Raw genomic sequence first — 26,265 nt, forward strand, 5'->3', positions numbered from 1 at the left:
CGGGGATGGCGAATGAAGACGATCGAATGGAAGGACTGGGAGATTTTCTGCCGGGTGGTGGAGGGCGCCAGTTTCACCAAGGGCGCGGATCTGGCGGACGTGCCGAAGTCATCCGCCAGCGCGGCGGTGTCGCGGCTCGAAGTGCAGCTGGGCGTGCGCCTGTTCGAGCGCACCACGCGCCGCGTGCGGGTGACTGAGCGGGGCCAGCAACTCTACGACCGGGTCGCGCCCCTCTTTAACGAGCTGCGCGAAATCAGCGCCGAGGCGGTGTCGGTCAGCGAGCAAGTCAGTGGAACGCTGCGCATTTCCACACCCTACGAGGTCGGCTCCCTGCACATCTCGCCCATCCTCACGCAGCTGCTGCGGCTGCATCCCGAGCTGCGTGTGCAGGTCGACGTGAGCTGGGAGCAGCCCGACCTGGTCGAGCAAGGCTACGACCTGGCCTTCGTGATGACGACCACCGGCCTGCACGACAGCTCCTTTGCCAGCAAGCGGGTGGTGCGCATCGAGCGTGCTTTTTTTGCCGCGCCATCGCTGATCCGCGCGCGCGGCTTGCCGCGCACGCCACAGGAACTGGCCGGCTGGCCCATGCTGGGCGATGCCGAGGACCGGCGCTGGGAATTCCTGCGCGATGGCGTGGAGGTGGCCAGCATGGCGGTGGAGCCGCGCATGCGCACGCAGAGCGCGGAGATCCGCCTGAAAGCCGCGACCGATGGCCTTGGCGTGGCCCGGCTCTCGCCACGCTACGCGCAGGATGAACTGGAACAGGGGCGCCTTGTGCGGGTGCTGCCGGCGTACACGTCGTCGCCGCTGAAGGTGTTTGTGCTCATGCCCGCGCGCAAGCTGATGCCGGCCAGCGTGAGGGCATTTCTCGATGTGCTGGAGCGCACCTTGGGCGCCACGGATCGGCAGGGCGCGGTTGGCGTGGGGACCACTGGCTGAGGCCGCGGCGCGACCCGGGCCAGCGCGGCAGCCTCAATACGCCTGGTCGCCGGTCCTTATCTCCAGCCCCAGCGTTTCGGCCACGGTGGTCATTTCTTCATCATCCTCGCCGCGGGCGATCCAGCCTGCATAGGCATCGCCATCGGTGTTCCAGTTCCAGAGCGTGATGCCGGCCAGCCGCAACTGCTCATGAGCCAGTTCCATCAGGTCCGGCACGCTGGCCTTCTCCAGGAACTCCTCGTCCTCTGGATCCTCCACGCCCCAGTCCAGCTCGATATCGACCCTGGCGCACAGCTCGTCCATGCAGCTGATGAAGGACGCGGCGTCTTTCCAGTCCACATAGAAGCCCGCTTCCCAGTCGATCACGTCCTTCAGGATCCAGAGCAGCTCCTGGCCTTCGACCGCATCCGCATCGTCCGAGTTGGCGAGCGCTTCTTCGAACAGCATCTGGTGCTTCTCCGCCATGGCTGCGTCGTCGAAGTCGATCAGCTCAATCAGGCGCCAGAGCGCCTCGCGCGCGTCGTTACTCAATTCGTCGCTCATTGCATCAGCCCTCCATCGGTGCGGCGCCGGCTCGGCGCATTGAAAACGGAACTTGGTGCTGTCCACGGCTGAGCCCGTGCTCAGCCGGCAATGCGCAGGATCTCGCGTTGCCCGCGCGGCGTCACGCGCAGCGCACGCGATGTGGTCGTGGGCTCGATCCAGCTGTTGGCCATCATGCTATCGAGCAGCGCCGCGCCAAGCGCGCCGCCAAGGTGCGGCTTGCGCTCGCTCCAGTCGGGGCAGGTGCAGGCAAACTGCCGCCGCTTACGGCGCGCCAGATCCAGGTCCACGCCAAGCTGCACCATGCCCGCACTGCCGCTGTCGGTGAGGTCCACCGCCGTGCCATCCACCACGATCCAGTTGGCATGCGACATGCGTTCGAACAGGGAAACCGCAAGCTCGCCCGCCAGGTGGTCATAGCAGGTGCGCGCCTGGCGCAAGGCCGCCGGTGCGGTACGCGACGCGGGCACCGCGCGCACGCGCGGCGGCTGGCTGGCCAGCGACGCACTGGCCAGCGCCTCGATGGCGACGCCGATCTCCGGCGTGGCGAGCCGGTAGTAGCGATTGCGCCCGCGCGTCTGCACGGCGAGCAGGCCGCCTTCACTGAGCCGCGCCAGGTGGCCGCTGGTGGACGATGCCGACAAGCCGGCGATGGCCGCAAGCTCGCCGGCCGGGCGGGCGCTGCCGTCCATCAGCGCCCACAACATGGCGGCTCGTCCCGGGTCGGCAAGCAGGCCGGCCATCTGGCTGATGCTGGGAGCGTATTCCATAGTTCATTCCACAATGAAGCAACGAATGCAGTATAGACGCTTGGTGGACGATAGTGATCCTGGGGAATAAAGTCCTTCCGAAACGCCGTCCCACCACCCCTCAAACTTGCGGGATTTGGTCTTGGAACCCAGCTCACTTGAGTCTAAGCGGCCAGCCGTGACCTTCCCCACCTACCCAGGCCAACCAGTAAGTGCTGGACCGGCGCCGTAGTACCAGGTGGCTTCGTCCGCTCAGAGCTCTCTTGAGGGTTAGGCGCACGCCCCGCAACTAGCTCCTAGCTCTCAAGCCACTGAATCCATTCCGGTCGCGCTCCGTCATTCACATAGAAATATGCGATGACCTTGTAGCACTGTTCGACCTCGATGCACCACGCTAACGGGTACTCGTCTTTTTGACCGTTGCTCAGGATGTATTTTTCGTTGCCCAACTGGCTGGCCTCACCAATTGAAGTAAAGCCACTGTCACCTTCATGACGCAGGTACATAAGCCAGGCATGTTCGCAGTTCCTCAGCATGCAAATGCTTGGCCCGTCCGGGACGGACACCCACAGCTCAAACTGGGGCACGTCGTCAAAGCGGCCCAGCGCGTCGCGCAGTTCTTCTAGAGACGCAATGTCTTCAGTATGACCATTGAACAAGATTGACATAGCCATGGTAGACACTCGGTAGTTATCGTATAGCGTACGGGTCGGTTGACAAAGCTCCTTCTGCCGCACGCGGAGTCGGCTAGATAGCTGATGTCTTGAGATTCCAGGGTAGCAGAGCTTCGTAGGTCGACAGTCTTTGCGAGGGACAACCCTTTAACAAGGCGACGAGATATCGGTAAGCGGTCGAGAATGCACGGCTCCCCCGAGTCACGCTAGTGTTGGGCGTCAGATGAACTCAGACGGAGCGCCATGTTGGGTCTCCTGCCAGCTCGCAATAGTGCAAAATGCGTCTTTGCATTCCAGACCTTCTCCCGCGGTTCGCGATGCCAGTCCTCCACTCAGCCGATATTGAATCCGCTCTCATCCAGTATGTAGAGTCCTGGGTTGATCTCCTGGCCCGTGGAGACTGGGACGGCGCCATGGCTTTGGTGGAAGTGCCAAACTACTATGGCGTGCTTTGGACTACTGCAGACGTTCGTCGTGCACTCATCGAGTATGGCGGGGGGACTGAGCCCGCAGTTACGGACCCACATGCCTCAAGCGAGCGGCCTCGCATTTCGACCGGTGCGTTTGATGACGGTACCGGTTATTGGGTCGACATTGACTTGCCACTTGAAGGAGCGTGGACCGACCTTACCGCTCAATTTGAGTTCCGGCGGTCGGGAGCCCATTACTTTGCCACGCTGCACGACCTGCACGTTCTCTGAGCACGTGTCTGGGTGTCGACGTCGGTGGCATAAGTTCCAAGGCAGCATAGCTTCGTAGTCGTCCACTGTTTGAAGCGTGTCCTCCACTACTGACCGTGGCTAGAGTCGGGTCCGAACTGCCGCTGACCCCCAGACGTATCGCTAGGGCCCAGGGTTGCTGCTGGCATGCGGCTGCTAAACTTCCCTGAGAAACCTAGGCCATTTGTATCCAACATGAATCTTGCCAATCTGGAACGCCAACTTTCCTTCCTCCGTGAGATTGACCAGCTGAAGAGCGTCGTACGGATGTCGCCGCTGATCAATCAGTCGCGTCGAGAGAATAGTGCCGAACATTCCTGGCATCTCGCCATGTACGCCCTCGTCCTGGCGGAGCATGCAGCAGCGCCTGTTGACGTGGTACGAGTTGTGAAGATGCTTCTCATCCACGACATCGTGGAGATTGATGCAGGTGATGTTCCGTTTCACGACCCGTCAGCGCGCGCCGGTCAGGCTGAACTGGAGCAACAGGCTGCTGAGCGAATCTTCTCGTTGTTGCCGGACGTACAGGCCGCGGAGTTTCGCGGTCTCTGGTCCGAATTTGAGGCGGCGGAAAGCGACGACGCAAGGTTTGCGAAGGCGTTGGACCGCTTTCAGCCGTTGGTCCACAACGCCGCAACAGGAGGTGGCAGCTGGGTGGAGTGTCAGGTCACTGAAGAACAGGCCCTTGCACGTTATCGACCACCTATCGAGCGCGGTGCACCGGCACTCTGGGAGGAGTCGGCCAAGCTCATCCAAGAATTTTTCCACAAGGCAAAGACTGAATGAGGTGGCGTTGAGGGGTGACGCTCACGCGAGTCGCTTCGGTCACTTACAAAAAATTGCGAAAGGTGCGGGCCGAACTGACGTTAACAGCGACAGGAACGCACAGTTCCTTGTCAACTTGGGGCAGGCTTCCATTCCGCGAAGCCTGCCCGTCTTTTACGAGCTGATTCCGCTCACCGGCGCAACGTGACCGTCCAAGGTTCAAACGGCTGATTGACCGTGATGAGGCTGCGTATTCGGTTGGCGAATTGCACCGTATCAAGGCCGAGGCCGAGCGCCAGGAGCAACTTGACCCCCGGTTTCAATAGCGGTGGCCGCCGCACAAGTGCATGCGCGGAAAGAGAGGTGATCTCTGGCGTTCTTTGTAAAGCGGCGGCGTCGCGCCTTAGCCTGCCTTCAAGCCCGGGATCCGAGGGAGATCGCAGGGCTAACGCACGTTCATTGCGCCTTCAGCTTCAGCTTGCCAGCTAGCCGCATGCCGTCACGAAAGCTCATGCCCAGCAGGGTCAGTTGCAAGGCACCCATTGCCAGTTCGATGGCCTGGACGACGTGGAACAAGGTGTCGAACTCGCCGGCCTGCGCTTTGGCGCTCAGGAAGAGCGCGCAGGGCAACATGATCAGCAGGCCGTTCGCGACGATCAGTGGCATGCGCTTTTTCTTGCTGTCCACGATGCGGCCCCGCCTGTGCCGGGAGAGGGCAAAGCCGGACGCGCCAGTGGCGGCCATGGCCGTAATCAGCAGCGCCAGCCCGTACACCACACATTGCTTGACCAGCGCCACGGCAGCGTGGTCGAAGAACGCCTCGGAGATGACCGTCGACATCCAGAAGGTGGCTACGGTCAGCATTGCCACGCTGCCGGCGATGCCATGCACGATCGGTTTCATGGATATTCTCCTTCTGCTCTCAAAGATTGACAACCAGTTTCCATTAATGGAAACCGGTTGTCAATATGGTGACCGGCGGAAGGCGGTAAGGCAATGCAACGGCGCCAGCATGCCAGGCGTATCCTGCTGTCGCCCCGCTTGATCGTGCTTTCCCAGGCGCGGTGCGCTATGCGCCGGTGTCCACTTCCGCGTCGACCTCGGCATGCATCGCAGCAAGCCCCTCGACCACCCTGGCGGTGGCCTCCAGGTCGGCCGCGCTAAATGCGGCGGCAAGCTTTGCCGCGTGCTCCCGCCACTGCTGGTCCACCGTGCGGTAGGTGCGTTGGCCGCGCTCGGTGAGCACGTATAGTGGCGAGCGCTTGTGCATGGGGTTGGGACGCGCTTCGATGAAACCCTCGTCGGCAAGCAGATTGAGTTGCTTCAGGGCGCCTTGCCGGGTCACGCCCATATTGGCCGCGATCTGTGGCGCGGTCAGTGATTCGCCGGCAAGCGCAAGTGCGCCGAGCATTTGCCATCGCGCGCTCGTCAATCCCAGCGGGGCCACGAAGCTGTCGCCCCAGGCCAGGAGCCGGCCGTTCAGCTGAAACACCGACAGGACGATGCCGGTCAATTGTTCACTCTTCTGAATTCGCATGAATGTCCTCGTAATTGACAACCAGTTTACGATGATGCGGTGAATTGTCAAACGCCCGTACCCTTGGCGCGGGCGCATGGCAGGCATGGTGGACGTAGCATCCCCCGCCGTTGCCGCCCGGGTTCGCATTCCACATTTCATATCGTCATGAAACGTCGAGCGGGGCGCGACGGCATACTGCTTGTGTGCTCTCGATCCGTCTCCCCATGCTCTTGCCGACCGCCATGCCAATGCCGTCCGACCCGCTTCGCGCCGTGACGCACCCCGATCCGGCGCCGTACTACCGCGCCCTTGCCGCGCAGCGCCCGTTCTATCGCGACGAAGCGCTCGGGCTATGGATTGCCGCCGGCGCCGCCGAGGTGCAGGCCGTGCTGACCCATCCCGCGTGCCGCGTGCGGCCGCCCGCGCAAGCCGTGCCGCCAGCGCTGGCGGGCAGCACGGCCGGTGCACTGTTCGGCGGCCTGATCCGCATGAACGATGGGGACTGGCATGCGCCACTCAAGGGCGTGCTGCGCAAACGCATGGCGTGCCTCGCGCTTGCCGGCATGGGGGCGCGGGTGTTGGCGCTGGCGCAGGACCTGCCGTTCGACGCCGTCCGGCCCGGTGCCGCTGTGAACCATTGGATGTTCACCTTGCCGGTGCTGGTGGTAGCCGATGCACTAGGATTGCCGGTGGCCGGCAAGCCCGGCGTAGCGGGCCAGGTGGCGGCCTTCGCGCGGGCCATGTCGCCGCTGGCGGCAGCGCCGGAGATTGCCGCCGGGAGCGAGGCCGCCACCTGGCTCCAGGCCTGGATGCGCACGAGCCTGTCATCCGCGCCGCCGCTGGACGCATTGGTGCAGGAAGCGCTTGCGGCAGGCGTGGCGCAGGAGATCGTCGTCACTAATGCGATCGGCCTGCTGATCCAGGCGTGCGAGGCCACCGCCGGCCTGGTCGGCAACATGCTGCTGTGCCTGGGCCGGGATACGTCCCATGGGCGAGCGCTGCCCGCGTTGGACTGCGTCGCCGCACGCGTGCTGCGGGAGGATCCGCCGGTGCAGAACACCCGGCGCTTCCTGGCCGCCGATGTCCGCCTGTGCGGTGCGCAACTGAAGGCGGGCGATGCGGTGCTGGTCGTGCTGGCGGCCGCCTCGCTCGAAAAGAGCGAGGCGGCGACGCCAGCGCCATGGACCTTCGGGCGTGGCCGCCACGCGTGCCCCGGCGACGCGCTGGCGTCCACGGTGGCGCAGGCCGTGGTGGCCGCACTGCTGGTGCGTGGTGCGGATCCGGCTTCGCTGGCGCGCGCGTTCCGCTATCGGCCATCGGTCAACGTGCGCATTCCGTATTTTTTGTGAAGCAAATCAATCGGACAGTAGGACAAAAGGACAATAGGACAAAAGGACCCCACCATGATCGCAGTCATCTTCGAAGTCGAGCCGGCCGAGGGCCGCAAGGACACGTACATGCAGATTGCCGCGCAACTGCGGCCCACGCTGGAGGCCATCGACGGCTTTATCTCGGTGGAGCGCTTCCAGAGCCTGACCAATCCGGGCAAGCTGCTGTCGCTGTCGTTCTTCCGCGACGAGGCCGCGGTCATGGCGTGGCGCAATACCGAGGAGCACCGGCTGGCGCAGTCGGCCGGGCGCGGTGGCGTGTTTGCGGGCTATCGGCTGCGCGTGGCGCATGTGCTGCGCGACTATGGCCTGAATGAACGCGACCAGGCGCCGGCGGATAGCCGCGCCGTGCACGCACCCATTGCGGCGCCCGCGTCGCCGGCGCGGTGAGCAAGCCATGGAATCGGCTTTCCTGAATGCGCAGACCGCGCTGATCGGTTTTACCTTCTTGCTTGCCGGCCTGGTCAAGGGTGTGGTGGGACTTGGGCTGCCTACCGTGGCGGTAGGGCTGCTGGGCCTGGCGATGCCGCCGGCGCAGGCCGCGGCGCTGCTGGTCGCGCCTTCCATGGTGACCAACGTCGTTCAGCTCTACACCGGGCCGCGGCTTGGCGAACTGGCGCGGCGGATGTGGCCCTTGCTGGCCGCGATCTGCGCGGGCACGTGGCTGGCCGCCGCGCTGCTGCCGCCCAGCCTGATGGTGCATGCCACCGCATGGCTGGGCGTGGCGCTGGTGCTGTACGCGGTGCTGGGGCTGGCTGCGTTCCACCCCAAGGTGCCAACCGCTGCCGAGGACTGGCTGGCGCCGCTGATCGGTGTGGTCACCGGCGCGATCACGGCGGTCACGGGCGTGTTCGTGATTCCGGCGGTGCCATATATCCAGGGGCTGGGCCTGGACCGCGAGACGCTGGTGCAGGCGCTCGGCTTGTCGTTCACGGTGTCCACCATCGCGCTCGCGGTGAGCCTGGCGATGCATGGCGCGCTGTTGCACACGCCGGTGCTAGGGGCGTCGCTGCTGGCGCTGGTGCCGGCGCTGGCCGGCATGTTCATCGGCCAGTGGCTGCGCCATCGCATCAGCGCGGCGCGTTTTCGCAAGCTGTTTTTTTGCGGGCTGCTGCTGCTCGGTGCCGAGCTGGCGCTGCGCGGGTTGTTCTGATCGGGAGGGGGGCGAAGGCGCATTCTCCCGGGGATGCGCGTGCCGGTGCCGCTGCCAGGTGCGTGCCGTGTCGTGCCGCATTGTGCTGCAGGAATGCGCCCACGTGGCGTGGTTTGCACGCAATAGGGCTGACAGCGCGTCGTCGCGCGCGGCATACTGGCTGCTGCGCTGCACCGCAGGCCGCGCATTCCCGCAACCCCGCGCTGGAGATGCCGCCAATGGCATATCGCCGATGACACGACGCAATCGCAGCGGCACCAAGCTCTGGGATACCTTGAGCAAGATCGCCACCCGCAATGTCCGGCGTGCGCAGCGCACGGTCACGAAGTCCGCGATCCGCTCGGCGCTCAGGCAGGGCGAGGCGATGAGCAAGGCGGCGCAGCGCGTGCTGACCGGCGTTGCCTCGCCGGTGCCTACGCCGGTCAGCCGCGGCGGCGGACGCTGGGAGGAAGGCAGCTGGGGGCTGGGGCCGCTCGTGCAGCGCCGTTACCGGTTGTTCATCCCGCCCGGGGTGAGCGCGTCGCGCCCCGCGCCCTTGCTGGTGTTGCTGCACGGCTGTGGCCAGGACACGGCCAGCTTTGCGGCTTGCACCCGCGCGGCTACGCTGGCGCGCAGCGCGGGCTGCGTGGTGCTGATGCCGGAGCAATCGTCGCAAGCCAACGCCCAGCGCTGCTGGAACTGGTTCCGCGCGGCGGCGCGCGTGGTGGCCGAGGCCAGCCTGTTGATGTCGATCGTCGAGCATGTCTGCCAGCAGCATCCGGTTCGCCGCGAACGCGTTTTCGCGCTTGGCTTGTCGGCGGGCGGGGCCATGGCGGTGATACTGGGGCTGCGCTACCCGGACCGCTTTGTCGCGGTTGGCTCGCATTCCGGGGCGGTGCCGCTCAGCGCGTCCAACGCCGCGCAGGCGGCGCGCGTGATGCACGGCAAGGGCCAGCCGGATGTGGACGCGGCGCGGTTTCAACTGGCGGGGCGCCGCCCGCCGCCCTTGCTGCTGCTGCACGGCGATGCCGATCATGTGGTGCACTTCGATAACGCGCTGGCCAGCGCTGCGCTCTGGCAGCAACTGCTGGCGCAGCCACCCGTGCTGGCCAAGCCGCGCCGGGTCCAGCGCGGGCAGCGCCGTCCCTACAGCATCTTTGCCTGGTCGAGCGAGGGCGAGCCCTGCATCCGGCTGGTGCGCATCGAAGGGCTCGGGCACGCGTGGAGCGGCGGACCGTCCAGCCAGGCCTTTGCCGATCCGTCCGGCCCGGATGCATTGCGGATCGCGTGGCAGTTCTTTATGCAGTGCCTGGCGGCGCGCCAGCGCGCCGCGCCACGGCGGGTGCGCAAGGTGGCCGCCTGACGCCTGTGCCTGGCTAGCGCGGTTGCGGCGCTTCTATCACCACATCGCTCTCGGGATACGCCACGCACGGCAGGATGAACCCCTCGTCGCGCTCGTCGTAGCTCACGCCCGGCCACTCGATGCGGTAGCCAATCCGCCCGGCGGCCAGCCGGCACAGGCAGGTGCGGCAGGTGCCGTTGCGGCAGGAACTTGGGAATGTCAGGCCGGCCTGCAACGCGGCTTCGAGCAGCGTTTGCGTGGGCAGCGCGGGAAAGGTGCTGCCCTGCGGCTCCAGGCGCGCGACAAATGCAGCCGGGGCAGCCGGGGCCACTGGGGCTGCGGCGATGTCGTCGCTCATGATTGCGCTTGCCCCTCGTCCGCGCCGGGAAAGCGCGCACGGCCATGGGTGGCGTCGCGCAGCGCGGCCCGGGCCGGTGCCAGCAGGCTGGCCGGCAGCCGGATGGTCAGCCGGGCGGCCGCGCCGTGTTCGGCATGCGCCAGCTCGTGGCGCTCCTGCTCGATCCAGCGGCGCACGCGGGCTTCGTCGGCGTAGTCCACCTCCACAACCAGCTCCGCATAGGCGATGCGCTCGATGCGCTGCGCATCCTTGAGCGCCACGGCAATCGCGTCCGTATAGGCTCGCACCAGCCCGCCCGCCCCCAGCTTGACGCCGCCGTAATAACGCACCACGGCCGCCAGCACGCCTTCGAGCTCATGGTGGCGCAGCACTTCCAGCATGGGCCGGCCGGCGGTGCCGGATGGCTCGCCGTCGTCGGACATGCCCGACTGGCCCCCCGCGAGCAGCGCCCAGCAGACATGGGTGGCGGTGGCGTGGTCGGCGCGCAGGCGCGCCACTTCGGCCATGGCCGCGGCGCGGTCGGGCACGGGCAAGGCAAAGCCGATGAAGCGGCTCTTGCGGATTTCCAGGTCTGACTGGACGGGAGAAGCGAGGGTGTAGGTCGGCACGGGGTAGGCCGCGTCACGGCGCGCGATGCGCGGCGCCGGCGGGCGGAAAGCTAAAGGAATCGGGGCACCGGATTGGGGCCTGCGCCAGTGTACCGCAGCCGGCCCGGCCGCCCGGATTGTGCGAGAGGCCTCCTGGATGTCTGCAAGTTAAGTCAGTTTAAACAAGCTGTCACAAATCATTCATAGGATACGTATCGGCCTGAATGCTGCGCGGTTGTCCCCACGAGCGCGCTGCATGGCAGCGCGCATGGCGCGCCGCCTAATCCTTCACATAATGAAACGGGAAAGAAGCATGCTCGACAAACCGGACGCATCCCGCCGCAAGGCGCTTAAATTCCTGGCTGGCGCCCCCATGCTGCCGCTGGGCCTTGGCGCTACCGCCTTTCTGGTCGGTTGCGGTGGCGATGGCGACGCGGTAGCCGCAACGGCTCCGGCGCCGACGCCCATCACGCCTGCCGGCGCTACGTTTACGACCGCCGAATTCACCGGCATGGCCGCGCCCTCGCTGACGAACGCGGCCGCGATGGCTACCACCACGGTGGGTTCCAGCCTGAAGGTATCGTTCAGCGACGGCAGCAGCCAAACCTACAAGCTGGCCTACCAGCCCTTCTTCATCACCGGCGACATGGTCCCGGACGGCAAGGGCGGCAGCATCCTCGCCGGCGGCTACTTCGACATCAACAACCAGCCGATCATCGACAAATCGGTGGCCGGCAAGGAACGCCAGTTCTACTCCGACTCGCCCGACGGCACCTCGCTGCTCAAGATCGACGGCGCCAAGGTGGCCGGCGTGAAGGGCAACACGGTCTTCGCCGTGGTCCAGTTCGAGTACACCACGCGCGACCAGGCCGGCGCCAGCGCCTACGGCCGCCTGCCGTCCCCGATCGGCGTGCTGACGCTGGACCAGGACCCGGCCACCGGCAAGCTGACCCTGGTCAAGTACCACAACGTCGATACCTCGTCGGTCAATGGCCTGTGGATTACCTGCGGCGCCAGCCTGTCGCCGTGGAACACCCACCTGTCGAGCGAGGAGTACGAGCCGGACGCGTTCACGGCCGCCACCAACGCGCAGTTCCTGGCGTTCAGCAAGAACCTGCTCGGCACTGCCAGCGTCGTGGCCAACCCGTACTTCTATGGCCACATGCCTGAAGTCACGGTCAATGCCGACGGCACCGCCAGCATCAAGAAGCACTTTTGCATGGGCCGCATCTCGCACGAACTGGTGCATGTGATGCCGGACAACCGCACGGTGCTGATGGGCGACGACGCCACCAACAGTGGCTTGTTCATGTTCGTGGCCGACAAGGAAAAGGACCTGTCCGCCGGCACGCTGTACGTGGCGAAGGTGGGCGCGGGCTTCTCCATCGACCCGGCCGCCCCCGGCGCCGACCTGACGTGGGTCAACCTGGGGCATGCCACCAGCGCCGAAGTCGAGGCCATGGCCAAGTCCAACCTGCCCACCGACATCATGGACGTGCGCACGGCCGACCCCGCGGACTCCACCTTCACCAAGATCTTCGTTGGCGGCACCGCCAACTGGATCAAAGTCAACCCGGGCAAGGAGAAGGCCGCGGCCTTCCTGGAAACCCATCGCTACGCCTACCTCAAGGGCGGCAGCATGGGCTTTACCAAGATGGAAGGCACCACCGTCAATATCAAGGACAAGGTGGCCTACTCCGCGCTGCAGAACATCATCGACTCGATGGTCGTCAACAACGCCAAGGGCTGGAACGCACAGAGCAACATCGCGATCCCCAAGGCGCTCAACGCTGGCGGCGTGATGCAGCACAACCTTGCCGGCGGCCAGAAGGATCTGGGCGGCGCCGCTATCAACAGCGAATGGGTGCCGGTACACACCAAGGCGCTGATCGTGGGCAAGGACATCAGCGCGGACGCACTCGGCAACACCGCCGATCCGGACCAGATCGCCAACCCGGACAACCTCAAGTTCTCGGAAAAGCTGCGCACCTTGTTCATCGGCGAGGACAGTGGCCAGCACGTCAACAACTTCCTGTGGGCCTACAACGTAGACACCAAGAAGCTGTCGCGCGTGCTCTCGACCCCGGCTGGCGCGGAATCCACCGGCCTGCATGCGGTGGACGAGATCAATGGCTGGACCTACATCATGAACAACTTCCAGCACGCCGGCGACTGGAGCAGCCTGCACGCCAACGTCCAGGCCACGCTGGATCCGCTGGTGCGCGCTAACTACAAGGACCGCTTTGGCGCTGCCGTTGGCTACCTGACGGCCGATACCACGAGCATCAAGACCAGTAAGGCGTAAGCGCGGGACAGCTGTTACCCCGGCGCTTTGTTGGGCCCCCGATGACTTTGTCATCGGGGGCCTTTTTTTTGACACACCCGCCCGGGAAATGGCTAGCGCGGGCGGGGATACTCCAGTTGCAGGGCGACGAAATCCGCGGTGGCGTGGCCGTAGCGGTCCTGGATTCCGGCCAAGGCGGCATCCAGCGCCGCCGCCGGCAAGCCAGTGTATGGCGGCAAGTCATGGCGGCCGGCTGCGGGCTTGTCGTCCGCGCGAGCGGTGATGGTGTCTGCCTCAAGCCAGAGTCCGTGGCGCGAGCGCAGAGCTGCACCCGTGCCAAGTGTCTGCGCCTCGGAGCGATAGGTCCGTGACCAGGCATCCGCCTGCAGCGCCAGCGCGATCTCGTCGAAACCCGGTGCCACGGCGATACCGATGGCCTCGTGCCGCCACCAGGCGAGCCGGTTCGAGAGCGCGACGCCGATGCTCGCGGCGCCTAGCTTGAAGGGGGCCGAATCGTGGCGTGGGCTCCACTCCGTTACGCCGAGGCGCGCTGCGGTTGCCGCCGCCACTTGTTGGCCGGCAATCGCCTCGACCAATGCCAGCGACAGCGGCAGCGAGGCAGTCACGCCGCTCGATGTGACAACGTTGCCATCGGCCAGATAGCGCCTGTCGCCCACCCAGCGGGTGGCTGGAAATTTTGCGCCGACACGGCTCATCGCATACCAATGTGTCGTGGCCGAGCGGCCATCGAGCAGTCCGGCGCTCGCGACCACGCGCGCGCCTTCGCAGACCGCCACGACGGTCGCTCCCCGTGCTGCCTGCGCGCGCAGCCACGCTAGCGTGGCCGGCGTGTCCTCATGATGCATCGCCGGCACGATGACGATATCGGCGCCTTCGGGAAAGGCGGCGTCGAAGGCCGCCATTGTCAGGTCGGCCCGCACGCGCAGGGCCGGCATCAAGGTGACGGTGCCGGGGCCGGTCGATACGGCATGCACGTCGGCCACGCTTGCCTCCCGCAGTACGCCAAGCGGAATCACGAAATCGGTGACCTCGGTGCCGGCATTGTCGGCCAGTACGGCGACCAGCGGTCGCGTCCGCCCGGCCCTGGGCGCGGGCAGCGCGAGCGTCGCCGGATTACCCGACGACGCCGCGGACGCAGCATGGCGTCGTTCTGCGGGTTCGGTCGAAGCGGGGATCTGCGCGGCGGGCTTGAGGCAGCCGCACAGCGTGCAAGTGCACAGCGCAAGCGCGGCAAGGCGGGTCATGATGGCGTACTGCATGGTGTCCTCGGTTGGTGCGTTTCGTACCAGATGCACATGGATCGAATTTACCCTCCGCCGGGGCTGGCAAAAAGGACAGAATTACCGCATTCTTTGCCATGGCTTATCTACAGCGAACAACACGAAAGGTGGTAGTGCTCGGCTTCGAGGGCGTGCAGTCGCTCGACGTCGTGGGGCCGATGGAGGTCTTCGCGGTGGCGAACTTGCATAGCCCCGCGGGCCGCCGCAAGCCCTATGAGGTCAGGCTCGCCACGCAAGCCGGTGGCGAGCTTGGGACACATGCCGGCCTGCGCCTGGCAGGCGCGGTTGCGCTAGCCGACCTGCCGGAGCGCATCGACACGCTGGTGGTCGCGGGCGGCAGCGAGGAGAGCCTGCGCCGCGCCGCCACCGATCCGGACCTGCTAGCCTGGTTGCAGGCGCGCGCCCGGCGTACGCGTCGCATTGCCAGCGTTTGCACGGGCGCGTTTGTGCTGGCCGCGGCCGGCTTTCTCGACGGGCGCCGTGCCACCACGCACTGGAACGCCTGTGGCTTGCTGAAGACATTGCGCCCAGCGATTCAGGTGGAGCCGGACGCAATCTTCGTCGCCGATCCACCTTTCTATACATCGGCCGGCGTTACCGCCGGCATCGACCTGTGCCTCTCGCTGGTAGAGGCCGATTGCGGTCCCGAGGTGGCGCTGGCGGTAGCGCGCGAACTGGTGCTGTTCCTGCGGCGCCCCGGCGGGCAGTCGCAGTTCAGTACCGGCCTGCGCCTGCAGTCCAGTGCCACGCCCAGGTTGCGCGCATTGCTGGCGGCCATTATCGACGACCCAAGGGGCGACCTGAGAGGGCCGGTGCTCGCCGCTCGCGCGGGCATGAGCGAGCGCACTTTCGCGCGTGCGTTCGCCAGGGAGACCGGCGAGCCGCCTGCCCGCTTTGTCGAGGGCGCGCGCGTGGAGCGTGCCAAAGCGCTGCTGGAAGGCTCGGATTGGCGGCTGGAGCGGATCGCCGAGCGCGCAGGCTTTGGCAGCGTGGACGCTTTGCATCGCGCCTTTCTCAAGCGCATCGGCGTCACCCCGGGCGAATACCGGGAACGTTTCGGGCCACCGGCGCGTGGATCCGCCGAGGCAACATAGACCCGGGACCGGTCATGCCTGCTACGCTTGCGGTAAAGCGCGGCTGCCGCGCGCCAACGCGCCCCCGTGGCCCAGACCCATACCCCCAACAGGAGCAACAAGATGCCGAACCAAGCCGGCCAACACGACGCGCGCCGCATGGCGCCGGCCACCGACCGCAACCGCGACGCCATCCTGGCCGTGCTGCGGCGGGTCTTGCCGCAGAGCGGCCTGGTGCTGGAAATCGCCAGTGGCACCGGCCAGCATGCCGCCTATTTTTCGGCCGCGCTGGCGGGGCTGACCTGGCAGCCGAGCGACCCCGACGCCGCAGCGCGCGAGTCGATCGCGGGCTGGGCCGAGCATGCCGGGCTGGCCAATGTGCTCGCGCCGCTGGTGCTGGACGTGCGCCAGCAGCCCTGGGGCATCGAGGCGGCGCAGGCGGTGGTCTGCATCAACATGATCCACATCGCGCCGTGGTCTGCGGCCGAGGCGCTGTTCGCCGGGGCCGGGCGTTTGCTGCCAGCCGGCGGCGTGCTTTACCTGTATGGCCCGTATCGGCGCAACGGCGAACATACCGCGCCGAGCAATGCCGCCTTTGATGCGCAGTTGCGCAGCGCGAACGCCGAATGGGGCGTGCGCAATATGGAAGACGTGGCGGCGCTGGGCGAGGCCGAGGGCTTCCGCATGGACGAGCCAATCCCGATGCCGGCCAATAATTTCAGCCTGGTATTCCGAAAATAGGAACTTCATCGCCAAATGCAGGCGGATTGGGCCGCGTGCAATGCGTGGCCGAAATTCGACAAAACGGGATTGAGGACTGGCGCGGAGTGGGGTTAAGTCTTCGCCGAATTGTCTTTGCGCATGCCACCTTAAGCGTTGGCTTAAGACGCGGCGATCGTCCTGGCGGGCAATGCGTGCCAAGTGGGAAATGCGGGAAATGCGGGAAATGACAGGCGAAGCCAGGCGGCGCTAATCGGGAAATGCCGATCGGCCAGGGCGGCTTGAATAAGCGGGGATATGGTCTGGAGATGTCCGGCTGGCCCTGCAGGGCGCCAGCCAGTTCGCACAAAAGTGGTGCGCGGCGGGGACCGGAGCACGGCGCGAATTACCGCGCGCATGTCCGGGCCACCTGCCGCGCTGGCCCTTGCGCGATTTACTTCGCGGCGACAGGCGCTTCTGCCTCGACCTTGACGGCCACGGCCTTCTTCGGCGCTGCCGGCTTGCGGGCTGCCTTCACGACTGCCTTCTTCGGTGCTGCTGCCTTCGGAGCTGCTGCCTTCGGGGCGGCGGCCTTCGGTGCTGCCTTGGGCGCTGCTGCCTTCTTGGCGGCGGCCGGCTTTGCAGCCTTCTTTGCCACGGCGGCCTTCACCACCGGCTTCTTCGCAGCCGGCTTGGCCTTGGCCTTTTGTGCAGCCAGCTTTTCCTTGGCGGCTTGCTTTTCAGCCAGCACGGCCTTCTTGGCGGCTTCAGCTGCGACCTTGATTTCGCGCTTAGCAGTTTCGATCGCCTTCTTTGCATCAGCGCGCAGCTTCAGCAGGCCCTTCTTTGCAGCGGCCAGTTCGCGAGCCAGCACGCTGGCCTTCTTCGCGGGAACTGCTGCCTTCTTGGCGGCTGCCGGCTTGGTCTTTGCTGCTGCGCTGGTTGCGACTTTCTTTGCTACGGCCATTTGTATTTACCCGTTAGTTGTGGAGCGCGGAGTATAACCGGTCGCGCGACATTGCTCGCGCGACGTGAATTAACTGCGTGAATTTCTGGTATGAATGCGTGCGCGGATACAACATGTTTTGCACGGCGACGGCATCGGCATTGGATGCGAATAGGGGGGACGTATTGCGTTTAACGTGTATTGACCTGGACTTTGATGCCGTCGGCCAGCACGGTAATGGCGCCCGGCTCGACGTCTTTGCCGGCAACGTGCAATTCTTCCGGCTTGAACGTGTAGAGCGGGTAATCGCGCAGCAGTTGCTGCGCCACGACGGCGCCGATGGCGTTCAGTTGCTCGCCATATTGCGCCGGCATGCCGGCGACCTGGACACGTTCGACGGAAGGATTGTCGAGCAGCACGGCGCGTCTGGCCGGGTCGTACCTGAGCCCGCTGCTCAGTGAAAGCGTGCCGTTGATCGGTGGCGCGGGCAGCAAGGTGTTGCTGACCTGTGCATCCATCTGGGTGGTCACGCGGTTGTTGGCTTCGTCGAGCAGCAGGCGCGGATGCGTCAGCTGGACGTCGAGCACCTGGGCGTAGCGCAACCTTGCCGGGAAACGCTTGTCGACGGCGTCCTGCAGTTCCTGGCGGGAGAATGTGTAGTCGCCGGTCCAGACGTTATAGCCGGCCCAGGCGCTGGCGGCGACCAGCATGGCAAGCGCGCCAGCGGCGGCGGCTTTGCGCGTTGTCAGGGATTTGCGGGGCCGGGTGCGGTGTTGCGTTGTCGGCATGCTGCGGTGCCTCCAGGTTGGCGTCTTGCGCGTTATCCCTTCTGACCGCGCCTGCGCCGGCTTTGTTCAATTGTCCGATTGTCGTCCGATTGTCCAGTCTGTCCGCGGGCCATGCGCACGATCAGTAATGCGGCGGGAGTTCGTGTTGGGGGCCGTTGTCGGCGCCGCCCGTGCCGCTGGAGCGCATCTGCTGGTAAAGCGCCTGGAGTTGCTCCTGCAGCAGGTCGATCTGCCGCTGCTGGCGCGCCACGGCGAGATTGAGCGTGTCGAGCAGGTCGTCCTGGAAGGCGACCTTGATTTCTAGTTCGGTCAGGCGGGATTCCATTTTGTGTTCTCCATTGGGCCGCGCATTGTAAGGCAGGTGCGGCGCGGCCTTTACTGCATTGTCAGCCTGGCCAGCCGGCCCAGCGTGGCGAGCGCGGCGTCGGTCCGGTCGTCGAAGTCGTGGCCGCAGTTGATGCGCAAGCAATGCCGGAAGCCGCCATGCGCGGAAAAAATCGGGCCGGGCGCGATGCTGATGCCGTGCGAGAGCGCATAGCGGTGCAGCGCAAGGCTGTCGGTGCCGGCCGGCATCTCGATCCACAGGAAGTACCCGCCAGCCGGCCGCGTGGCCCGCGTGCCCGGCGGGAAGTGCCGCGCGATGGCCTGCGCGAAGGCGTCCTGCCGCTGCATCAGCGCCTGGCGCAACTGCCGCAGGTGCCGGTCGTAGCCGCCCTTCTCCAGGTAGTTAAGGATAGCGGCTTGCGTTGGCGCCGCCACTGTCAGCGTGCTGGTGAGCTTGGCGCGCGCCACTTCGCGCGCAAAGCGTCCGGGCGCGGCCCAGCCGATCCGGTAGCCCGGCGCCAGGCATTTGGAGAACGATCCGCAGTGCATCACCAGCCCCTGCGTGTCGAACGCCTTGGCCGGGGTGGGGCGCTTGTTGCCGAAGTACAGCTCGCCGTAGACGTCGTCCTCGATCAGCGGCACTTCGAAGCGCGCCAGCAACTGCACCAGTTCGCGTTTCTTGTCGTCGGGCATCAGGCTGCCCAGCGGGTTCTGGAAGTTGGTCATCAGCCAGCACGCGCTCGGGCGGTGGCGTTCCAGCGCGCGGGCGAGGGCGTCGAGCTCGATGCCTTCGCGCGGATGCGTGGGCACCTCGATGGCGCGCAGGCCGTGGCGCTCCAGCGCCTGCAGCGCGCCGTAGAAGGTGGGCGACTCGATGATGACCGCGTCGCCCGGGCGCGTGACGGCCGCCAGGCACAGGTTCAGCGCCTCCAGCGCGCCGTTGGTGATGACGATCTCGTCCGTGTGCACGGTAAGCCCGTCGATCAGGTAGCGCAGGGCGATCTGGCGGCGCAGGCCGGCGTTGCCCGGTGTCATGTCGTCCACTGAGCTCCATGGGTCTAGCTGCTGGACCACGGCCGCCATGGACTTGGCGAGGCGCGGCAGCGGAAACAGCATCGGACTGGGAAACGCGGATCCGAGTGGCACCAGCTCCCGCTGCTTGGCCGACGCCAGCACGTCGAAGACCAGTTCGCTGACATTCAGCGTGGTGGATTCGTCCGCCGGCTGCGACGCGGCCTCGGGCTCGGGTGGCAGCACGCGGCTGGTGCTGGCCACGAAGTACCCGGAGCGCTGGCGCGCGATGATCAGCCCGCGCGCTTCCAGCAGGTAGTAAGCCTGGAACACCGTGGAGGGGCTGAGCGCGCGGCTGGCGCTGGCCTGGCGCACGGAGGGCAGGCGGTCACCGGGCCGCAGCGTGCCGGCCTGGATCGAGTGCGCGATATCGTCGGCCAGCGTTTCGTAGAGCGTGCCGGGCGTGGCTTCCCCGTCTTTTAGCGGGGGGGTGTCTGGCTTGCTGGGCGGCATTGGAGATCCACTGTTTGGCCTATGTCTGATTTCCGGCAACTGTATCGTATCGGCGCGATGCACGACACAGCGCATGGCGATATTCCAATGTGGCAGATTTGCTGCGGCAACATGTCACGCCTGAATCCTTCTGATCCGGTTGTATCGATCCGATCTGATCCTGTTCGGGCCGGCCTTGTCTCCTTAGCATTCAACACTGTCCGCAAGCCACGGCCGCCACGGCGCCGTCATGGGAAGTGCAAGGAAATCCATGGATCCCACGAGTCTGTTGTTAGCTACCTTCCTGTTGTCGGTCGGTGGCCTGTTTGCTTTCATCTGGTCGCTGCGCAAGGGCTTGTTCGATCTCGAAGCCGCTGGTGCGCGCACCATCTTCGCGCCGGGCGAGGTCGGCCAGCCGGAGGAGCCGTCGAGCGACGCGGCGCAGCGCCAGGCGCTCTGGGTGGGCGCGGCGTCCAGCCGGGAGGCGCCTGCCACGGCCGCCGCACGCGCCGATCTCGAGGCGGAGCTGGCCGCGCGGCATGAGGCTGATCGCTCCAGCGCCCTGCCGGCCCTGCTGATGCTGAGTTGTGCCGTGGTCTGGCTGGTGGTGGCGTCGGCCGCCGGCCTGCTTAGCTCGCTCAAGCTGCATATGCCCGACCTGCTGACCGGGCAGGCGTGGCTTTCCTTTGGCCGCTTGCGCACGCTGCACCTGAACGCGGTCGCCTACGGCTGGGCGCCGATGGGGCTGCTCGGGCTGACGCTGTGGATGCTGCCCCGCCTGCTGCGCACGCCGCTGCTGGGCGGGCGCTTTGCCATGATCGGTGCGCTGGTCTGGAATGCGGGGCTGGTGGCGGGGCTCGGCAGCATTGCCGTGGGCATCAACGCCGGCCTGGAGTGGCTGGAGATCCCCTGGCAAGTGGGCCTGCTGTTCGCGCTGGGCGGGATGATGATCGGCCTGCCGCTGGCATTCATGCTGCAAAAGCGCCGTGTGCATCATCTGTACGTGTCGGTCTGGTACATCGGTGCGGCGTTGTTCTGGTTCCCGGTGCTGTACGTGGTGGCCAAGATCCCGGGCGTGCATTTCGGCGTGGAGCAGGCCACCATGAACTGGTGGTTCGGGCACAACGTGCTGGGCCTGTTCTATACGCCGCTGTCGCTCGCCTCGGTCTATTACTTCCTGCCCAAGGTGATCGGGCGGCCGGTGCGCTCGTATAACCTGTCGTTGCTGGGCTTCTGGACGCTGGCGTTCTTCTACGGCCAGGTCGGCGCGCACCACCTGATCGGCGGCCCGATTCCGCCCTGGCTGATCACGCTGTCCATCGTGCAGAGCGTGATGATGATCATCCCGGTGACCGCGTTCTCGGTGAACCAGCACCTGACGCTCAAGGGCAATTTTGGCGCGCTGCGCCACTCGGCCACGCTGCGCTTCATCGTGTTCGGCGCCATCATGTACACGCTGGCGTCGGTGCAGGGCTCGTTCGAGGCACTGCGCTCGCTCAACGCGGTGACGCACTTCACGCACTTCACGGTGGCGCACGCGCACCTGGGCATGTACGGCTTCGTGTCGATGGTGATCTTCGGCGGCATCTACTTCGCGCTGCCGCGCATCGTCGACGCGCCGTGGCCCCGGCCCGCGCTGATCTCGCTGCATTTCTGGCTGGTGGTGGCGGGCTTCTCCACCTACCTCATCACACTGAGCATTGGCGGCGTGCTGCAGGGCCTGGCGCTGCTGGACCCGGCGCGTCCCTTCATGGAATCGGTGACGGTCACGCTGCCCTGGCTGCAGGGGCGTTCGCTGGGCGGTGCGCTGATGACGCTCGGCCATCTGGTCTTTGCCTTTCACTTTGCCTTGATGGTCTTGCGTCCTTCGGCGCTGGCGCAGACCGATCGCATGGTTTCCCAAGCGGCTGCCTGAACATGGAAAACGAACTCAAACTTGTGGGCGGGGCCATGGTTACGCTCTCGCTCGCCACCTCGGCCATGATCGTGGTGCCCTTCCTGCAGCTCAAGGATGTGCCCGCGCCGGCGGCGCTGGCGCCCTACACCAGCGAGCAGCTGCGCGGGCGCGAGGTGTATCTCGCCAACGGCTGCATCGCTTGCCATACGCAGCAGCCCAGCTCCACCGGCGCGGGCCGTGCCGACGGCGCGCGCGGCTGGGGCCGCCCGTCCGTGGCGGCGGACTACCACTATGACAGCCCGCCTTTGCTCGGCACCATGCGCACCGGCCCGGACCTGTTCAATATCGGGGTGCGCCAGCCGAGCGCCGACTGGCACCTGGGCCATCTCTACCAGCCGCGCGCCTACGTGGCGGACAGCATCATGCCGGGCTACCCGTTCCTGTTCGAGCTCAAGCCGGAAGGCGCAGTCGGCAAGAGCGACAAGGTGGTCGCGCTGCCCGGCGGCACGGTGCCGCCAGGCAAGGTGGTGGTGGCCACGCCCCAGGCGCTGGACCTGGTCGCCTACCTGATTGGCCTGCGCCACACCTACCCGGTGGTGGAGCAGGCCGCAGCCGCGGGCGCAACCGGCCAGCCGCCGGAGCCTGCCACGCCGGCATCCGTTTCGACCGCGCCGTCCAACCCGTTCGGTGCGATCGCTTCTTCTCAATCCACCTCCAGCCCGCCGGCGCCACGCGCGCCCGGCGCGCAAGCCAGCTACGATGAAGCCCTCGCAAGCCCATAAGACAGAGAACGCCGATCCCGTTGAGCAGCACAACCCGGTGCCCAAGATCGTGCTGGCACTGGTATGCGGCCTGCTGGTCTGGGCCATCAGCTACATCCTGATCGAGCGCGCCGACGGCAGCGCCGCGCTGGGCGACCGGCGCGACCTGGCCGCGCTGGCAGCGCCGGCCGGGCAGGGCCGCGTAGCCGACGGCAAGCAATTGTTCGCCGCCAATTGCCAGGCTTGCCACCAGGCCAGCGGGCAAGGCATTCCCGGCGTGTTCCCGCCGCTGGCAGCCTCCCCCTGGGTCAACGACGATCCGGACCGCCTCGCGCAGATCCTGCTGCACGGCATGACCGGCCCGCTGGACGTGCTTGGCACCACCTACAACGGCGCCATGCCGGCCTTTGGCGAGCAGTTCTCCGACCAGGAGATCGCGGCGCTGGCCACGCATATCCGCAGCCAGTGGGGCAATGGCGCCGCGCCGGTCGAGGCCGCGCAGATCGCGGCGGCGCGCGCGGCTTCCGTCGCGCAAAAGGCGCCCTGGCACGGCGGCGAAGCGCTGCAGGCATTCATGACCACGGGAGGTGCCCCCAAGCCATGACGCGTGCGTGGAGCAAGACGCTGGCGATGGTTGCGCTCGTGCTGGTGTTGGCCGGTGCGGCGGTGTTCGCCACGACGCGCGGCTTGCGCACGCTCAGCGCCGATGGCGCCCGGCGCCTGGACCTGGCGCGCGCCCCGCGCGAGCTGCCGGCGCTGGCCTTGCTCGACCAGACGGGCCGGCAGCACGCTTTTGGCGGCCCCATGCCGCAGGGCGAGGGCAGCGGCGAGCGCGGCAGGCCCGTCACGCTGGTGACCTTCGTCTATACCCGATGCCTGGCAATCTGCCGCACCAGCGCATCGGGGCAGGCCTGGCTGCAGCAGCAATTGCGCGAGCGCGGCCTGCAGGACCGCGTGCGCCTGCTGACGCTCTCCTTCGACCCGGCGCGCGATACGCCCGCCGCGCTGCTGGCCTATGCGCGCACGCTGCGCGCCGATCCTGCCATCTGGACCTTCGCCACCGTGGCCGAGCCTGCACGCTTGCGCGGCCTGCTCGACGCCTTCGGCATCGTCGTGCTGCCCGATGGGCTGGGCGGCTATTCGCACAATGCCGCGCTGTTCCTGGTCGACGCGCAAGGCCGGCTGGCTGCTGCCTATGACGTGGAGCGGCCGGACCTGGCGCTGGCCGACGTGCTGCGCAGCCGGCTGTGAAGGCGCGGCTTGCACCCGGCTGGCAAGCCTGCCTGCCCGGCTTGATGCTGGCCGTGGCCGCGCTTTTGCGCCCATGGCTGGAGGCGACCATGGCCAGGCATATGGGCCTGGAACTGCCGCTGCTGGCACTTGCCGGCTGGTGGGCGGCGCGCTGCGCCGGGCCGCGGCTGGCGGCCTGGGCGGCGCCATGGAACGCGGCGGGGCTGCCAGGCCTGCTGGCGGCGTGGTGCATCGTCAGCTATTGGATGCTGCCGGTTGCGCTGGACGCTGCCACGCTGGCGGGGCCCATGGGCATGGCCAAGGTGGCGAGCATGGTGCTGGCGGGACTGCTGGCGCGCGCCTCGTGGCAGGCTGCCGGCCCCGTGGTGCAAGGGTTCTTTGTCATCAACGGCGCCTGGATGATGCTCAGCGCCGGATTGCTGTACCAGGAGGCGGAGTCGCAACTGTGCAGCACCTACCTGGTCGATGAGCAACTGGCGGCGGGCCGGGTGCTGGTGCTGTGGGGGCTGGCCTTGCTGGCGATGTGGCTGTTTGCCGTTGCCAGCCGGCTAGCGGTGGATCGCGAGCCGGTCACCTAGGCCAGCCAGCCCACCGCAGACCGGACAGCATTGCCATGCGAATTGACGTGGTGTAACGTTACGCAGTCCTGCGGGACCCGGATGCTTGCTTGTTTCTCCGTCCCAGCCTCTTACGGATTCCCATGCATCACGCTGCGCACAACGCCTTTGCCGCCATCGCGACCCGTCCGGGCGCGGTGCGGCCGTGCGCCGCCTTCGCACCGTTCGTACCGCTCGCACCGCCTGTCACTTCCGCGCCGCGCACGCGGGCCGGCCTTGCGCCGCCGCCCCCAGCCGTGCTGGGCTGATCGTCAGCCCGTCTTTTTTCGGCTTCTTCCTTCTTCGGCTGGTTCCCGCCTGATGCCAGGGCGCCTTCGCGTCCGCGCGGCGTCAGTGTGCCGGGGCACGCCGGAGTCTTACGGATTACCGTGACAGGTAACAGGTGAAACCCATGGATTTGAACAAAAACGCACTGAGCGCGCATGGCTCGACCACGCTCTTCGTGCTGCTATGGAGCAGCGGCGCCATCTTTGCGCGCCTCGGGCTTGAATACGCTTCCGCCTTTGCCTTGCTGGCCGCGCGCTTTGCACTGGCGCTGGCCGTGCTGCTGGTGCTCGCGGCCTGGCGGCGGCGCTGGTTGCCGCAGCCCGGCACGCGCTTGCAGGTGGTCTGCTCCGGGCTGCTGCTGACCGGCGCGTATTCGATCTTCTACCTGCTGGCGCTGGCGCGCGGCATGACGCCGGGCGTGCTGGCCACGCTGCTGGGCGTGCAGCCGATCCTGACCTTGCTGCTGGTGGAGCGGCGCTTTTCCGCGCGCCGGCTGGCAGGCCTGGCGGTGGCGTTGGGCGGGCTGGTGCTGGTGGTCTTCCAGGGCATAGCGATGGCGCGGATCTCGCCGCTGGGCATGGGCTTTGCGCTCTGCGCGCTGGCGTGCATGACGATCGGCGCCATCCTGCAAAAACGCATCCGGCAAGCACCGCTCGACGTGATGCCGTTGCAATACGGCGCGGGCCTGGCGCTGTGCTTGCTGTTCGTGCCGTTCCAGCCGATGGCGGTGGTGCCCTCGGCGGGCTTCGCACTGTCGCTCGGATGGCTCGCGCTGGTTATCTCGGTGGGCGCCACGCTGCTGCTCTACCGGCTGATCCAGGCGGGCAACCTGGTCAACGTCACCAGCCTGTTCTACCTGGTGCCGGCCGTGACCGCGCTGATGGATTACCTGTTCCTGGGCAATCGCCTTGCCGCGCTGAGCCTGGCAGGCATGGCGGCGATCGTGCTTGGGCTGGTGCTGGTGTTCAGCCAGAAGGCGGATAGCCCGGAGTAGCCCGGCAGCCTGAAAGCCAAGCCGGCCCCGGCCGCTACGCGCCGAAGAGGCACGCCGCGGCCGGGGCCGGCTTGCATCGGCATGCAGCGTATCAGGCGTGTGCGAGCCGCTTTTCCGTGCGCCGCGCCGGCAGCGCGAGCGTTGGCACGGCTTGCAGCAAGGGCGCGGCAACGGTGCCCATCTCGAAGCGCGCGGGCGCTTCCTTGGCCAGGCGGCGCAGCCGCTCCAGCCGGGCTTCCACGCGCGCGTCGGGCTGCGTGTCGAGGCACAGGGTGGACGGGCACGCCACGCCAAGCATATCCAGCGCTTGCTTGAAGTTGGCGGGCGTCAGGCCCTCGGCCGGATTCACGCTGACCACGTGCGGCAGCAGATGCGCGTATTGCGGGTCTGTCATCGATGCCGTGTCGCAGGTCAGGATGGCAAAGGCCTGCGGTGCGGGGCGGTGCGCAAAATAGGCCGCGATGCGGGCTGCGTGGCCGCCGGGTACATCGGGGGTCATGCCTTCCACCTGCAGGTCGAGCTGCTGCAGGATGGCGGCGGGAACGCCGCGGCGCCATGCCTCGGATACCACCACGCGCGCACCGGCCAGGCCGAACAGGCGCCGCACGAATCCGAGCGCGACGGGATCGAAGAAGCGGACGTCGCGCAAGGTGCCGGTATCGGGAATTCCGCCCAGCCGAGCCTCGGAGCGGCTCGAGTAGAGGACACCGGGGACGTCAAGCATGATGAGGCGTTCGGACATGATTTCCTATTGGGTTGCAGCGCCGGTTGGCACGTTTGAAGATTACGACGCATCCCGGAAAATCTGGAGAGGCGAGAAGTGCCTAAGTTGCAACATATCT

29 protein-coding genes and 1 pseudogene are annotated in these 26,265 nt (G+C 66.6%); 17 read left to right on the forward strand and 13 right to left on the reverse strand.

The annotated features are described in order from the left end of the window. Positions 1 to 12: 12 nt before the first annotated feature. On the forward strand, positions 13 to 942 hold the full coding sequence (locus tag ACX12D_RS30445; protein ID WP_459374741.1) for a LysR family transcriptional regulator: 930 nt from the start codon (positions 13 to 15) through the stop codon (positions 940 to 942). A 33-nt stretch (positions 943 to 975) separates the two neighbouring features. Here the strand turns inward: ACX12D_RS30445 and ACX12D_RS30450 are convergent, their stop codons facing one another. From ACX12D_RS30450 to ACX12D_RS30460, 3 genes are all read right to left on the reverse strand, one after another. After that, positions 976 to 1,485: a DUF6630 family protein gene (locus tag ACX12D_RS30450; protein WP_441641221.1), complete on the reverse strand. Its 510-nt coding sequence runs from the start codon at positions 1,483 to 1,485 to the stop codon at positions 976 to 978. Between the two features lie 80 nt (positions 1,486 to 1,565). Next, positions 1,566 to 2,255, reverse strand: a complete 690-nt coding sequence (locus tag ACX12D_RS30455) for an ArsR/SmtB family transcription factor (RefSeq protein ID WP_441641220.1) — start codon at positions 2,253 to 2,255, stop codon at positions 1,566 to 1,568. Between the two features lie 275 nt (positions 2,256 to 2,530). Continuing rightward, entirely contained in the window at positions 2,531 to 2,908 is a 378-nt protein-coding gene (locus tag ACX12D_RS30460) for a hypothetical protein (protein WP_459374742.1), read from the reverse strand. Between the two features lie 413 nt (positions 2,909 to 3,321). Between ACX12D_RS30460 and ACX12D_RS30465 the strand changes: the two genes are divergently transcribed. Together ACX12D_RS30465 and ACX12D_RS30470 are read left to right on the forward strand one after the other, a co-directional pair. Then, a complete protein-coding gene (locus ACX12D_RS30465) occupies positions 3,322 to 3,609 on the forward strand; it encodes a DUF7668 domain-containing protein (RefSeq protein WP_459374743.1) in 288 nt (95 codons plus the stop codon). 213 nt (positions 3,610 to 3,822) lie between these two features. Next, the gene (locus tag ACX12D_RS30470) at positions 3,823 to 4,413 is read left to right on the forward strand and encodes an HD domain-containing protein (protein WP_459374744.1); all 591 of its coding nucleotides are present in this window, start codon (positions 3,823 to 3,825) and stop codon (positions 4,411 to 4,413) included. A gap of 435 nt (positions 4,414 to 4,848) precedes the next feature. On the opposite strand, the gene ACX12D_RS30475 is transcribed toward ACX12D_RS30470, so the two are convergent. Together ACX12D_RS30475 and ACX12D_RS30480 are read right to left on the reverse strand one after the other, a co-directional pair. Further along, the gene (locus tag ACX12D_RS30475) at positions 4,849 to 5,295 is read right to left on the reverse strand and encodes a hypothetical protein (RefSeq protein ID WP_459374745.1); all 447 of its coding nucleotides are present in this window, start codon (positions 5,293 to 5,295) and stop codon (positions 4,849 to 4,851) included. Between the two features lie 166 nt (positions 5,296 to 5,461). Continuing rightward, positions 5,462 to 5,929 (reverse strand): MarR family winged helix-turn-helix transcriptional regulator, encoded by a 468-nt coding sequence (locus ACX12D_RS30480; protein WP_459374747.1) that lies wholly within the window; start codon positions 5,927 to 5,929, stop codon positions 5,462 to 5,464. A gap of 206 nt (positions 5,930 to 6,135) precedes the next feature. Between ACX12D_RS30480 and ACX12D_RS30485 the strand changes: the two genes are divergently transcribed. The 4 genes from ACX12D_RS30485 (at position 6,136) to ACX12D_RS30500 (ending at position 9,794) form a co-directional block, all read left to right on the forward strand. Then, positions 6,136 to 7,260, forward strand: coding sequence for a cytochrome P450 (locus ACX12D_RS30485; RefSeq protein WP_459374748.1), 1,125 nt, complete (start codon positions 6,136 to 6,138; stop codon positions 7,258 to 7,260). Between the two features lie 54 nt (positions 7,261 to 7,314). Then, positions 7,315 to 7,689 (forward strand): antibiotic biosynthesis monooxygenase family protein, encoded by a 375-nt coding sequence (locus ACX12D_RS30490; protein ID WP_174423839.1) that lies wholly within the window; start codon positions 7,315 to 7,317, stop codon positions 7,687 to 7,689. A 7-nt stretch (positions 7,690 to 7,696) separates the two neighbouring features. Next, positions 7,697 to 8,452 carry a sulfite exporter TauE/SafE family protein gene (locus tag ACX12D_RS30495; RefSeq protein ID WP_459374750.1) on the forward strand — a complete coding sequence of 252 codons (756 nt, stop codon included), beginning with the start codon at positions 7,697 to 7,699 and terminating at the stop codon, positions 8,450 to 8,452. A 232-nt stretch (positions 8,453 to 8,684) separates the two neighbouring features. Further along, on the forward strand, positions 8,685 to 9,794 hold the full coding sequence (locus tag ACX12D_RS30500) for an extracellular catalytic domain type 1 short-chain-length polyhydroxyalkanoate depolymerase (RefSeq protein ID WP_459374751.1): 1,110 nt from the start codon (positions 8,685 to 8,687) through the stop codon (positions 9,792 to 9,794). Between the two features lie 13 nt (positions 9,795 to 9,807). Here ACX12D_RS30500 and ACX12D_RS30505 read toward each other — a convergent pair whose 3' ends face one another. Together ACX12D_RS30505 and ACX12D_RS30510 are read right to left on the reverse strand one after the other, a co-directional pair. Next, positions 9,808 to 10,131: a 2Fe-2S iron-sulfur cluster-binding protein gene (locus ACX12D_RS30505; RefSeq protein ID WP_459374752.1), complete on the reverse strand. Its 324-nt coding sequence runs from the start codon at positions 10,129 to 10,131 to the stop codon at positions 9,808 to 9,810. Continuing rightward, on the reverse strand, positions 10,128 to 10,739 hold the full coding sequence (locus ACX12D_RS30510) for an IMPACT family protein (RefSeq protein ID WP_459374754.1): 612 nt from the start codon (positions 10,737 to 10,739) through the stop codon (positions 10,128 to 10,130). Before ACX12D_RS30510 ends, ACX12D_RS30505 begins: the two co-directional genes overlap by 4 nt. Positions 10,740 to 11,031: 292 nt before the next feature. Between ACX12D_RS30510 and ACX12D_RS30515 the strand changes: the two genes are divergently transcribed. After that, the gene (locus ACX12D_RS30515) at positions 11,032 to 13,023 is read left to right on the forward strand and encodes a PhoX family protein (protein WP_459374755.1); all 1,992 of its coding nucleotides are present in this window, start codon (positions 11,032 to 11,034) and stop codon (positions 13,021 to 13,023) included. Between the two features lie 92 nt (positions 13,024 to 13,115). Here ACX12D_RS30515 and ACX12D_RS30520 read toward each other — a convergent pair whose 3' ends face one another. Further along, positions 13,116 to 14,282, reverse strand: coding sequence for a DJ-1/PfpI family protein (locus ACX12D_RS30520; protein WP_459374756.1), 1,167 nt, complete (start codon positions 14,280 to 14,282; stop codon positions 13,116 to 13,118). Positions 14,283 to 14,380: 98 nt separating this feature from the next. Between ACX12D_RS30520 and ACX12D_RS30525 the strand changes: the two genes are divergently transcribed. Together ACX12D_RS30525 and ACX12D_RS30530 are read left to right on the forward strand one after the other, a co-directional pair. Beyond that, positions 14,381 to 15,397, forward strand: a complete 1,017-nt coding sequence (locus tag ACX12D_RS30525) for a GlxA family transcriptional regulator (RefSeq protein WP_459374757.1) — start codon at positions 14,381 to 14,383, stop codon at positions 15,395 to 15,397. A gap of 102 nt (positions 15,398 to 15,499) precedes the next feature. Further along, a complete protein-coding gene (locus ACX12D_RS30530; protein ID WP_459374759.1) occupies positions 15,500 to 16,117 on the forward strand; it encodes a DUF938 domain-containing protein in 618 nt (205 codons plus the stop codon). A 412-nt stretch (positions 16,118 to 16,529) separates the two neighbouring features. Here ACX12D_RS30530 and ACX12D_RS30535 read toward each other — a convergent pair whose 3' ends face one another. The 4 genes from ACX12D_RS30535 to ACX12D_RS30550 all read right to left on the reverse strand — a co-directional run bounded on the left by ACX12D_RS30535 (position 16,530) and on the right by ACX12D_RS30550 (position 19,657). Then, positions 16,530 to 17,042 (reverse strand): fumarate hydratase, encoded by a 513-nt coding sequence (locus ACX12D_RS30535; RefSeq protein WP_441640648.1) that lies wholly within the window; start codon positions 17,040 to 17,042, stop codon positions 16,530 to 16,532. Positions 17,043 to 17,212: 170 nt separating this feature from the next. Further along, positions 17,213 to 17,731 carry a DUF1439 domain-containing protein gene (locus tag ACX12D_RS30540; RefSeq protein WP_441640672.1) on the reverse strand — a complete coding sequence of 173 codons (519 nt, stop codon included), beginning with the start codon at positions 17,729 to 17,731 and terminating at the stop codon, positions 17,213 to 17,215. A 199-nt stretch (positions 17,732 to 17,930) separates the two neighbouring features. Beyond that, on the reverse strand, positions 17,931 to 18,134 hold the full coding sequence (locus ACX12D_RS30545; RefSeq protein ID WP_150985171.1) for a SlyX family protein: 204 nt from the start codon (positions 18,132 to 18,134) through the stop codon (positions 17,931 to 17,933). A gap of 50 nt (positions 18,135 to 18,184) precedes the next feature. Further along, positions 18,185 to 19,657 (reverse strand): aminotransferase-like domain-containing protein, encoded by a 1,473-nt coding sequence (locus ACX12D_RS30550; RefSeq protein ID WP_459374760.1) that lies wholly within the window; start codon positions 19,655 to 19,657, stop codon positions 18,185 to 18,187. 250 nt (positions 19,658 to 19,907) lie between these two features. Here ACX12D_RS30550 and ACX12D_RS30555 point away from each other — a divergent pair, with 250 nt between their 5' ends. The 7 genes and pseudogenes from ACX12D_RS30555 to ACX12D_RS30585 all read left to right on the forward strand — a co-directional run bounded on the left by ACX12D_RS30555 (position 19,908) and on the right by ACX12D_RS30585 (position 25,423). Continuing rightward, on the forward strand, positions 19,908 to 21,551 hold the full coding sequence (locus ACX12D_RS30555) for a cbb3-type cytochrome c oxidase subunit I (RefSeq protein ID WP_459374761.1): 1,644 nt from the start codon (positions 19,908 to 19,910) through the stop codon (positions 21,549 to 21,551). Positions 21,552 to 21,553: 2 nt separating this feature from the next. Further along, positions 21,554 to 22,180: pseudogene (locus ACX12D_RS30560) on the forward strand (cbb3-type cytochrome c oxidase subunit II); the annotation flags it as partial. A 112-nt stretch (positions 22,181 to 22,292) separates the two neighbouring features. Continuing rightward, the gene (locus ACX12D_RS30565; RefSeq protein ID WP_459374762.1) at positions 22,293 to 22,898 is read left to right on the forward strand and encodes a c-type cytochrome; all 606 of its coding nucleotides are present in this window, start codon (positions 22,293 to 22,295) and stop codon (positions 22,896 to 22,898) included. Further along, positions 22,895 to 23,545 (forward strand): SCO family protein, encoded by a 651-nt coding sequence (locus ACX12D_RS30570; RefSeq protein ID WP_459374763.1) that lies wholly within the window; start codon positions 22,895 to 22,897, stop codon positions 23,543 to 23,545. Before ACX12D_RS30565 ends, ACX12D_RS30570 begins: the two co-directional genes overlap by 4 nt. Continuing rightward, positions 23,542 to 24,123, forward strand: a complete 582-nt coding sequence (locus ACX12D_RS30575; protein WP_459374764.1) for a hypothetical protein — start codon at positions 23,542 to 23,544, stop codon at positions 24,121 to 24,123. Before ACX12D_RS30570 ends, ACX12D_RS30575 begins: the two co-directional genes overlap by 4 nt. Before the next feature lie 122 nt (positions 24,124 to 24,245). Continuing rightward, complete coding sequence (locus ACX12D_RS30580) at positions 24,246 to 24,410, forward strand: hypothetical protein (protein WP_459374765.1); 165 nt, start codon at positions 24,246 to 24,248, stop codon at positions 24,408 to 24,410. A 143-nt stretch (positions 24,411 to 24,553) separates the two neighbouring features. Continuing rightward, positions 24,554 to 25,423 carry a DMT family transporter gene (locus tag ACX12D_RS30585; protein WP_459374766.1) on the forward strand — a complete coding sequence of 290 codons (870 nt, stop codon included), beginning with the start codon at positions 24,554 to 24,556 and terminating at the stop codon, positions 25,421 to 25,423. 91 nt (positions 25,424 to 25,514) lie between these two features. Here the strand turns inward: ACX12D_RS30585 and ACX12D_RS30590 are convergent, their stop codons facing one another. Beyond that, positions 25,515 to 26,165 carry an HAD domain-containing protein gene (locus ACX12D_RS30590; protein ID WP_441640641.1) on the reverse strand — a complete coding sequence of 217 codons (651 nt, stop codon included), beginning with the start codon at positions 26,163 to 26,165 and terminating at the stop codon, positions 25,515 to 25,517. Positions 26,166 to 26,265: the final 100 nt, after the last annotated feature.

This window comes from Cupriavidus sp. PET2-C1, from assembly GCF_054515855.1.

Coding starts and splice junctions, on each gene's coding strand:
- ACX12D_RS30485 (WP_459374748.1), top strand. CDS start 6,136: ATGCTCTTGCCGACCGCCATGCCAATGCCGTCCGACCCGCTTCGCGCC.
- ACX12D_RS30495 (WP_459374750.1), top strand. CDS start 7,697: ATGGAATCGGCTTTCCTGAATGCGCAGACCGCGCTGATCGGTTTTACC.
- ACX12D_RS30460 (WP_459374742.1), bottom strand. CDS start 2,908: ATGGCTATGTCAATCTTGTTCAATGGTCATACTGAAGACATTGCGTCT.
- ACX12D_RS30545 (WP_150985171.1), bottom strand. CDS start 18,134: ATGGAATCCCGCCTGACCGAACTAGAAATCAAGGTCGCCTTCCAGGAC.
- ACX12D_RS30585 (WP_459374766.1), top strand. CDS start 24,554: ATGGATTTGAACAAAAACGCACTGAGCGCGCATGGCTCGACCACGCTC.
- ACX12D_RS30565 (WP_459374762.1), top strand. CDS start 22,293: ATGAAGCCCTCGCAAGCCCATAAGACAGAGAACGCCGATCCCGTTGAG.
- ACX12D_RS30555 (WP_459374761.1), top strand. CDS start 19,908: ATGGATCCCACGAGTCTGTTGTTAGCTACCTTCCTGTTGTCGGTCGGT.
- ACX12D_RS30500 (WP_459374751.1), top strand. CDS start 8,685: ATGACACGACGCAATCGCAGCGGCACCAAGCTCTGGGATACCTTGAGC.
- ACX12D_RS30570 (WP_459374763.1), top strand. CDS start 22,895: ATGACGCGTGCGTGGAGCAAGACGCTGGCGATGGTTGCGCTCGTGCTG.
- ACX12D_RS30590 (WP_441640641.1), bottom strand. CDS start 26,165: ATGTCCGAACGCCTCATCATGCTTGACGTCCCCGGTGTCCTCTACTCG.
- ACX12D_RS30505 (WP_459374752.1), bottom strand. CDS start 10,131: ATGAGCGACGACATCGCCGCAGCCCCAGTGGCCCCGGCTGCCCCGGCT.
- ACX12D_RS30540 (WP_441640672.1), bottom strand. CDS start 17,731: ATGCTGGTCGCCGCCAGCGCCTGGGCCGGCTATAACGTCTGGACCGGC.
- ACX12D_RS30475 (WP_459374745.1), bottom strand. CDS start 5,295: ATGAAACCGATCGTGCATGGCATCGCCGGCAGCGTGGCAATGCTGACC.
- ACX12D_RS30520 (WP_459374756.1), bottom strand. CDS start 14,282: ATGCAGTACGCCATCATGACCCGCCTTGCCGCGCTTGCGCTGTGCACT.
- ACX12D_RS30490 (WP_174423839.1), top strand. CDS start 7,315: ATGATCGCAGTCATCTTCGAAGTCGAGCCGGCCGAGGGCCGCAAGGAC.
- ACX12D_RS30445 (WP_459374741.1), top strand. CDS start 13: ATGAAGACGATCGAATGGAAGGACTGGGAGATTTTCTGCCGGGTGGTG.
- ACX12D_RS30450 (WP_441641221.1), bottom strand. CDS start 1,485: ATGAGCGACGAATTGAGTAACGACGCGCGCGAGGCGCTCTGGCGCCTG.
- ACX12D_RS30480 (WP_459374747.1), bottom strand. CDS start 5,929: ATGCGAATTCAGAAGAGTGAACAATTGACCGGCATCGTCCTGTCGGTG.
- ACX12D_RS30535 (WP_441640648.1), bottom strand. CDS start 17,042: ATGGCCGTAGCAAAGAAAGTCGCAACCAGCGCAGCAGCAAAGACCAAG.
- ACX12D_RS30515 (WP_459374755.1), top strand. CDS start 11,032: ATGCTCGACAAACCGGACGCATCCCGCCGCAAGGCGCTTAAATTCCTG.
- ACX12D_RS30550 (WP_459374760.1), bottom strand. CDS start 19,657: ATGCCGCCCAGCAAGCCAGACACCCCCCCGCTAAAAGACGGGGAAGCC.
- ACX12D_RS30455 (WP_441641220.1), bottom strand. CDS start 2,255: ATGGAATACGCTCCCAGCATCAGCCAGATGGCCGGCCTGCTTGCCGAC.
- ACX12D_RS30470 (WP_459374744.1), top strand. CDS start 3,823: ATGAATCTTGCCAATCTGGAACGCCAACTTTCCTTCCTCCGTGAGATT.
- ACX12D_RS30530 (WP_459374759.1), top strand. CDS start 15,500: ATGCCGAACCAAGCCGGCCAACACGACGCGCGCCGCATGGCGCCGGCC.
- ACX12D_RS30465 (WP_459374743.1), top strand. CDS start 3,322: ATGGCTTTGGTGGAAGTGCCAAACTACTATGGCGTGCTTTGGACTACT.
- ACX12D_RS30580 (WP_459374765.1), top strand. CDS start 24,246: ATGCATCACGCTGCGCACAACGCCTTTGCCGCCATCGCGACCCGTCCG.
- ACX12D_RS30525 (WP_459374757.1), top strand. CDS start 14,381: ATGGCTTATCTACAGCGAACAACACGAAAGGTGGTAGTGCTCGGCTTC.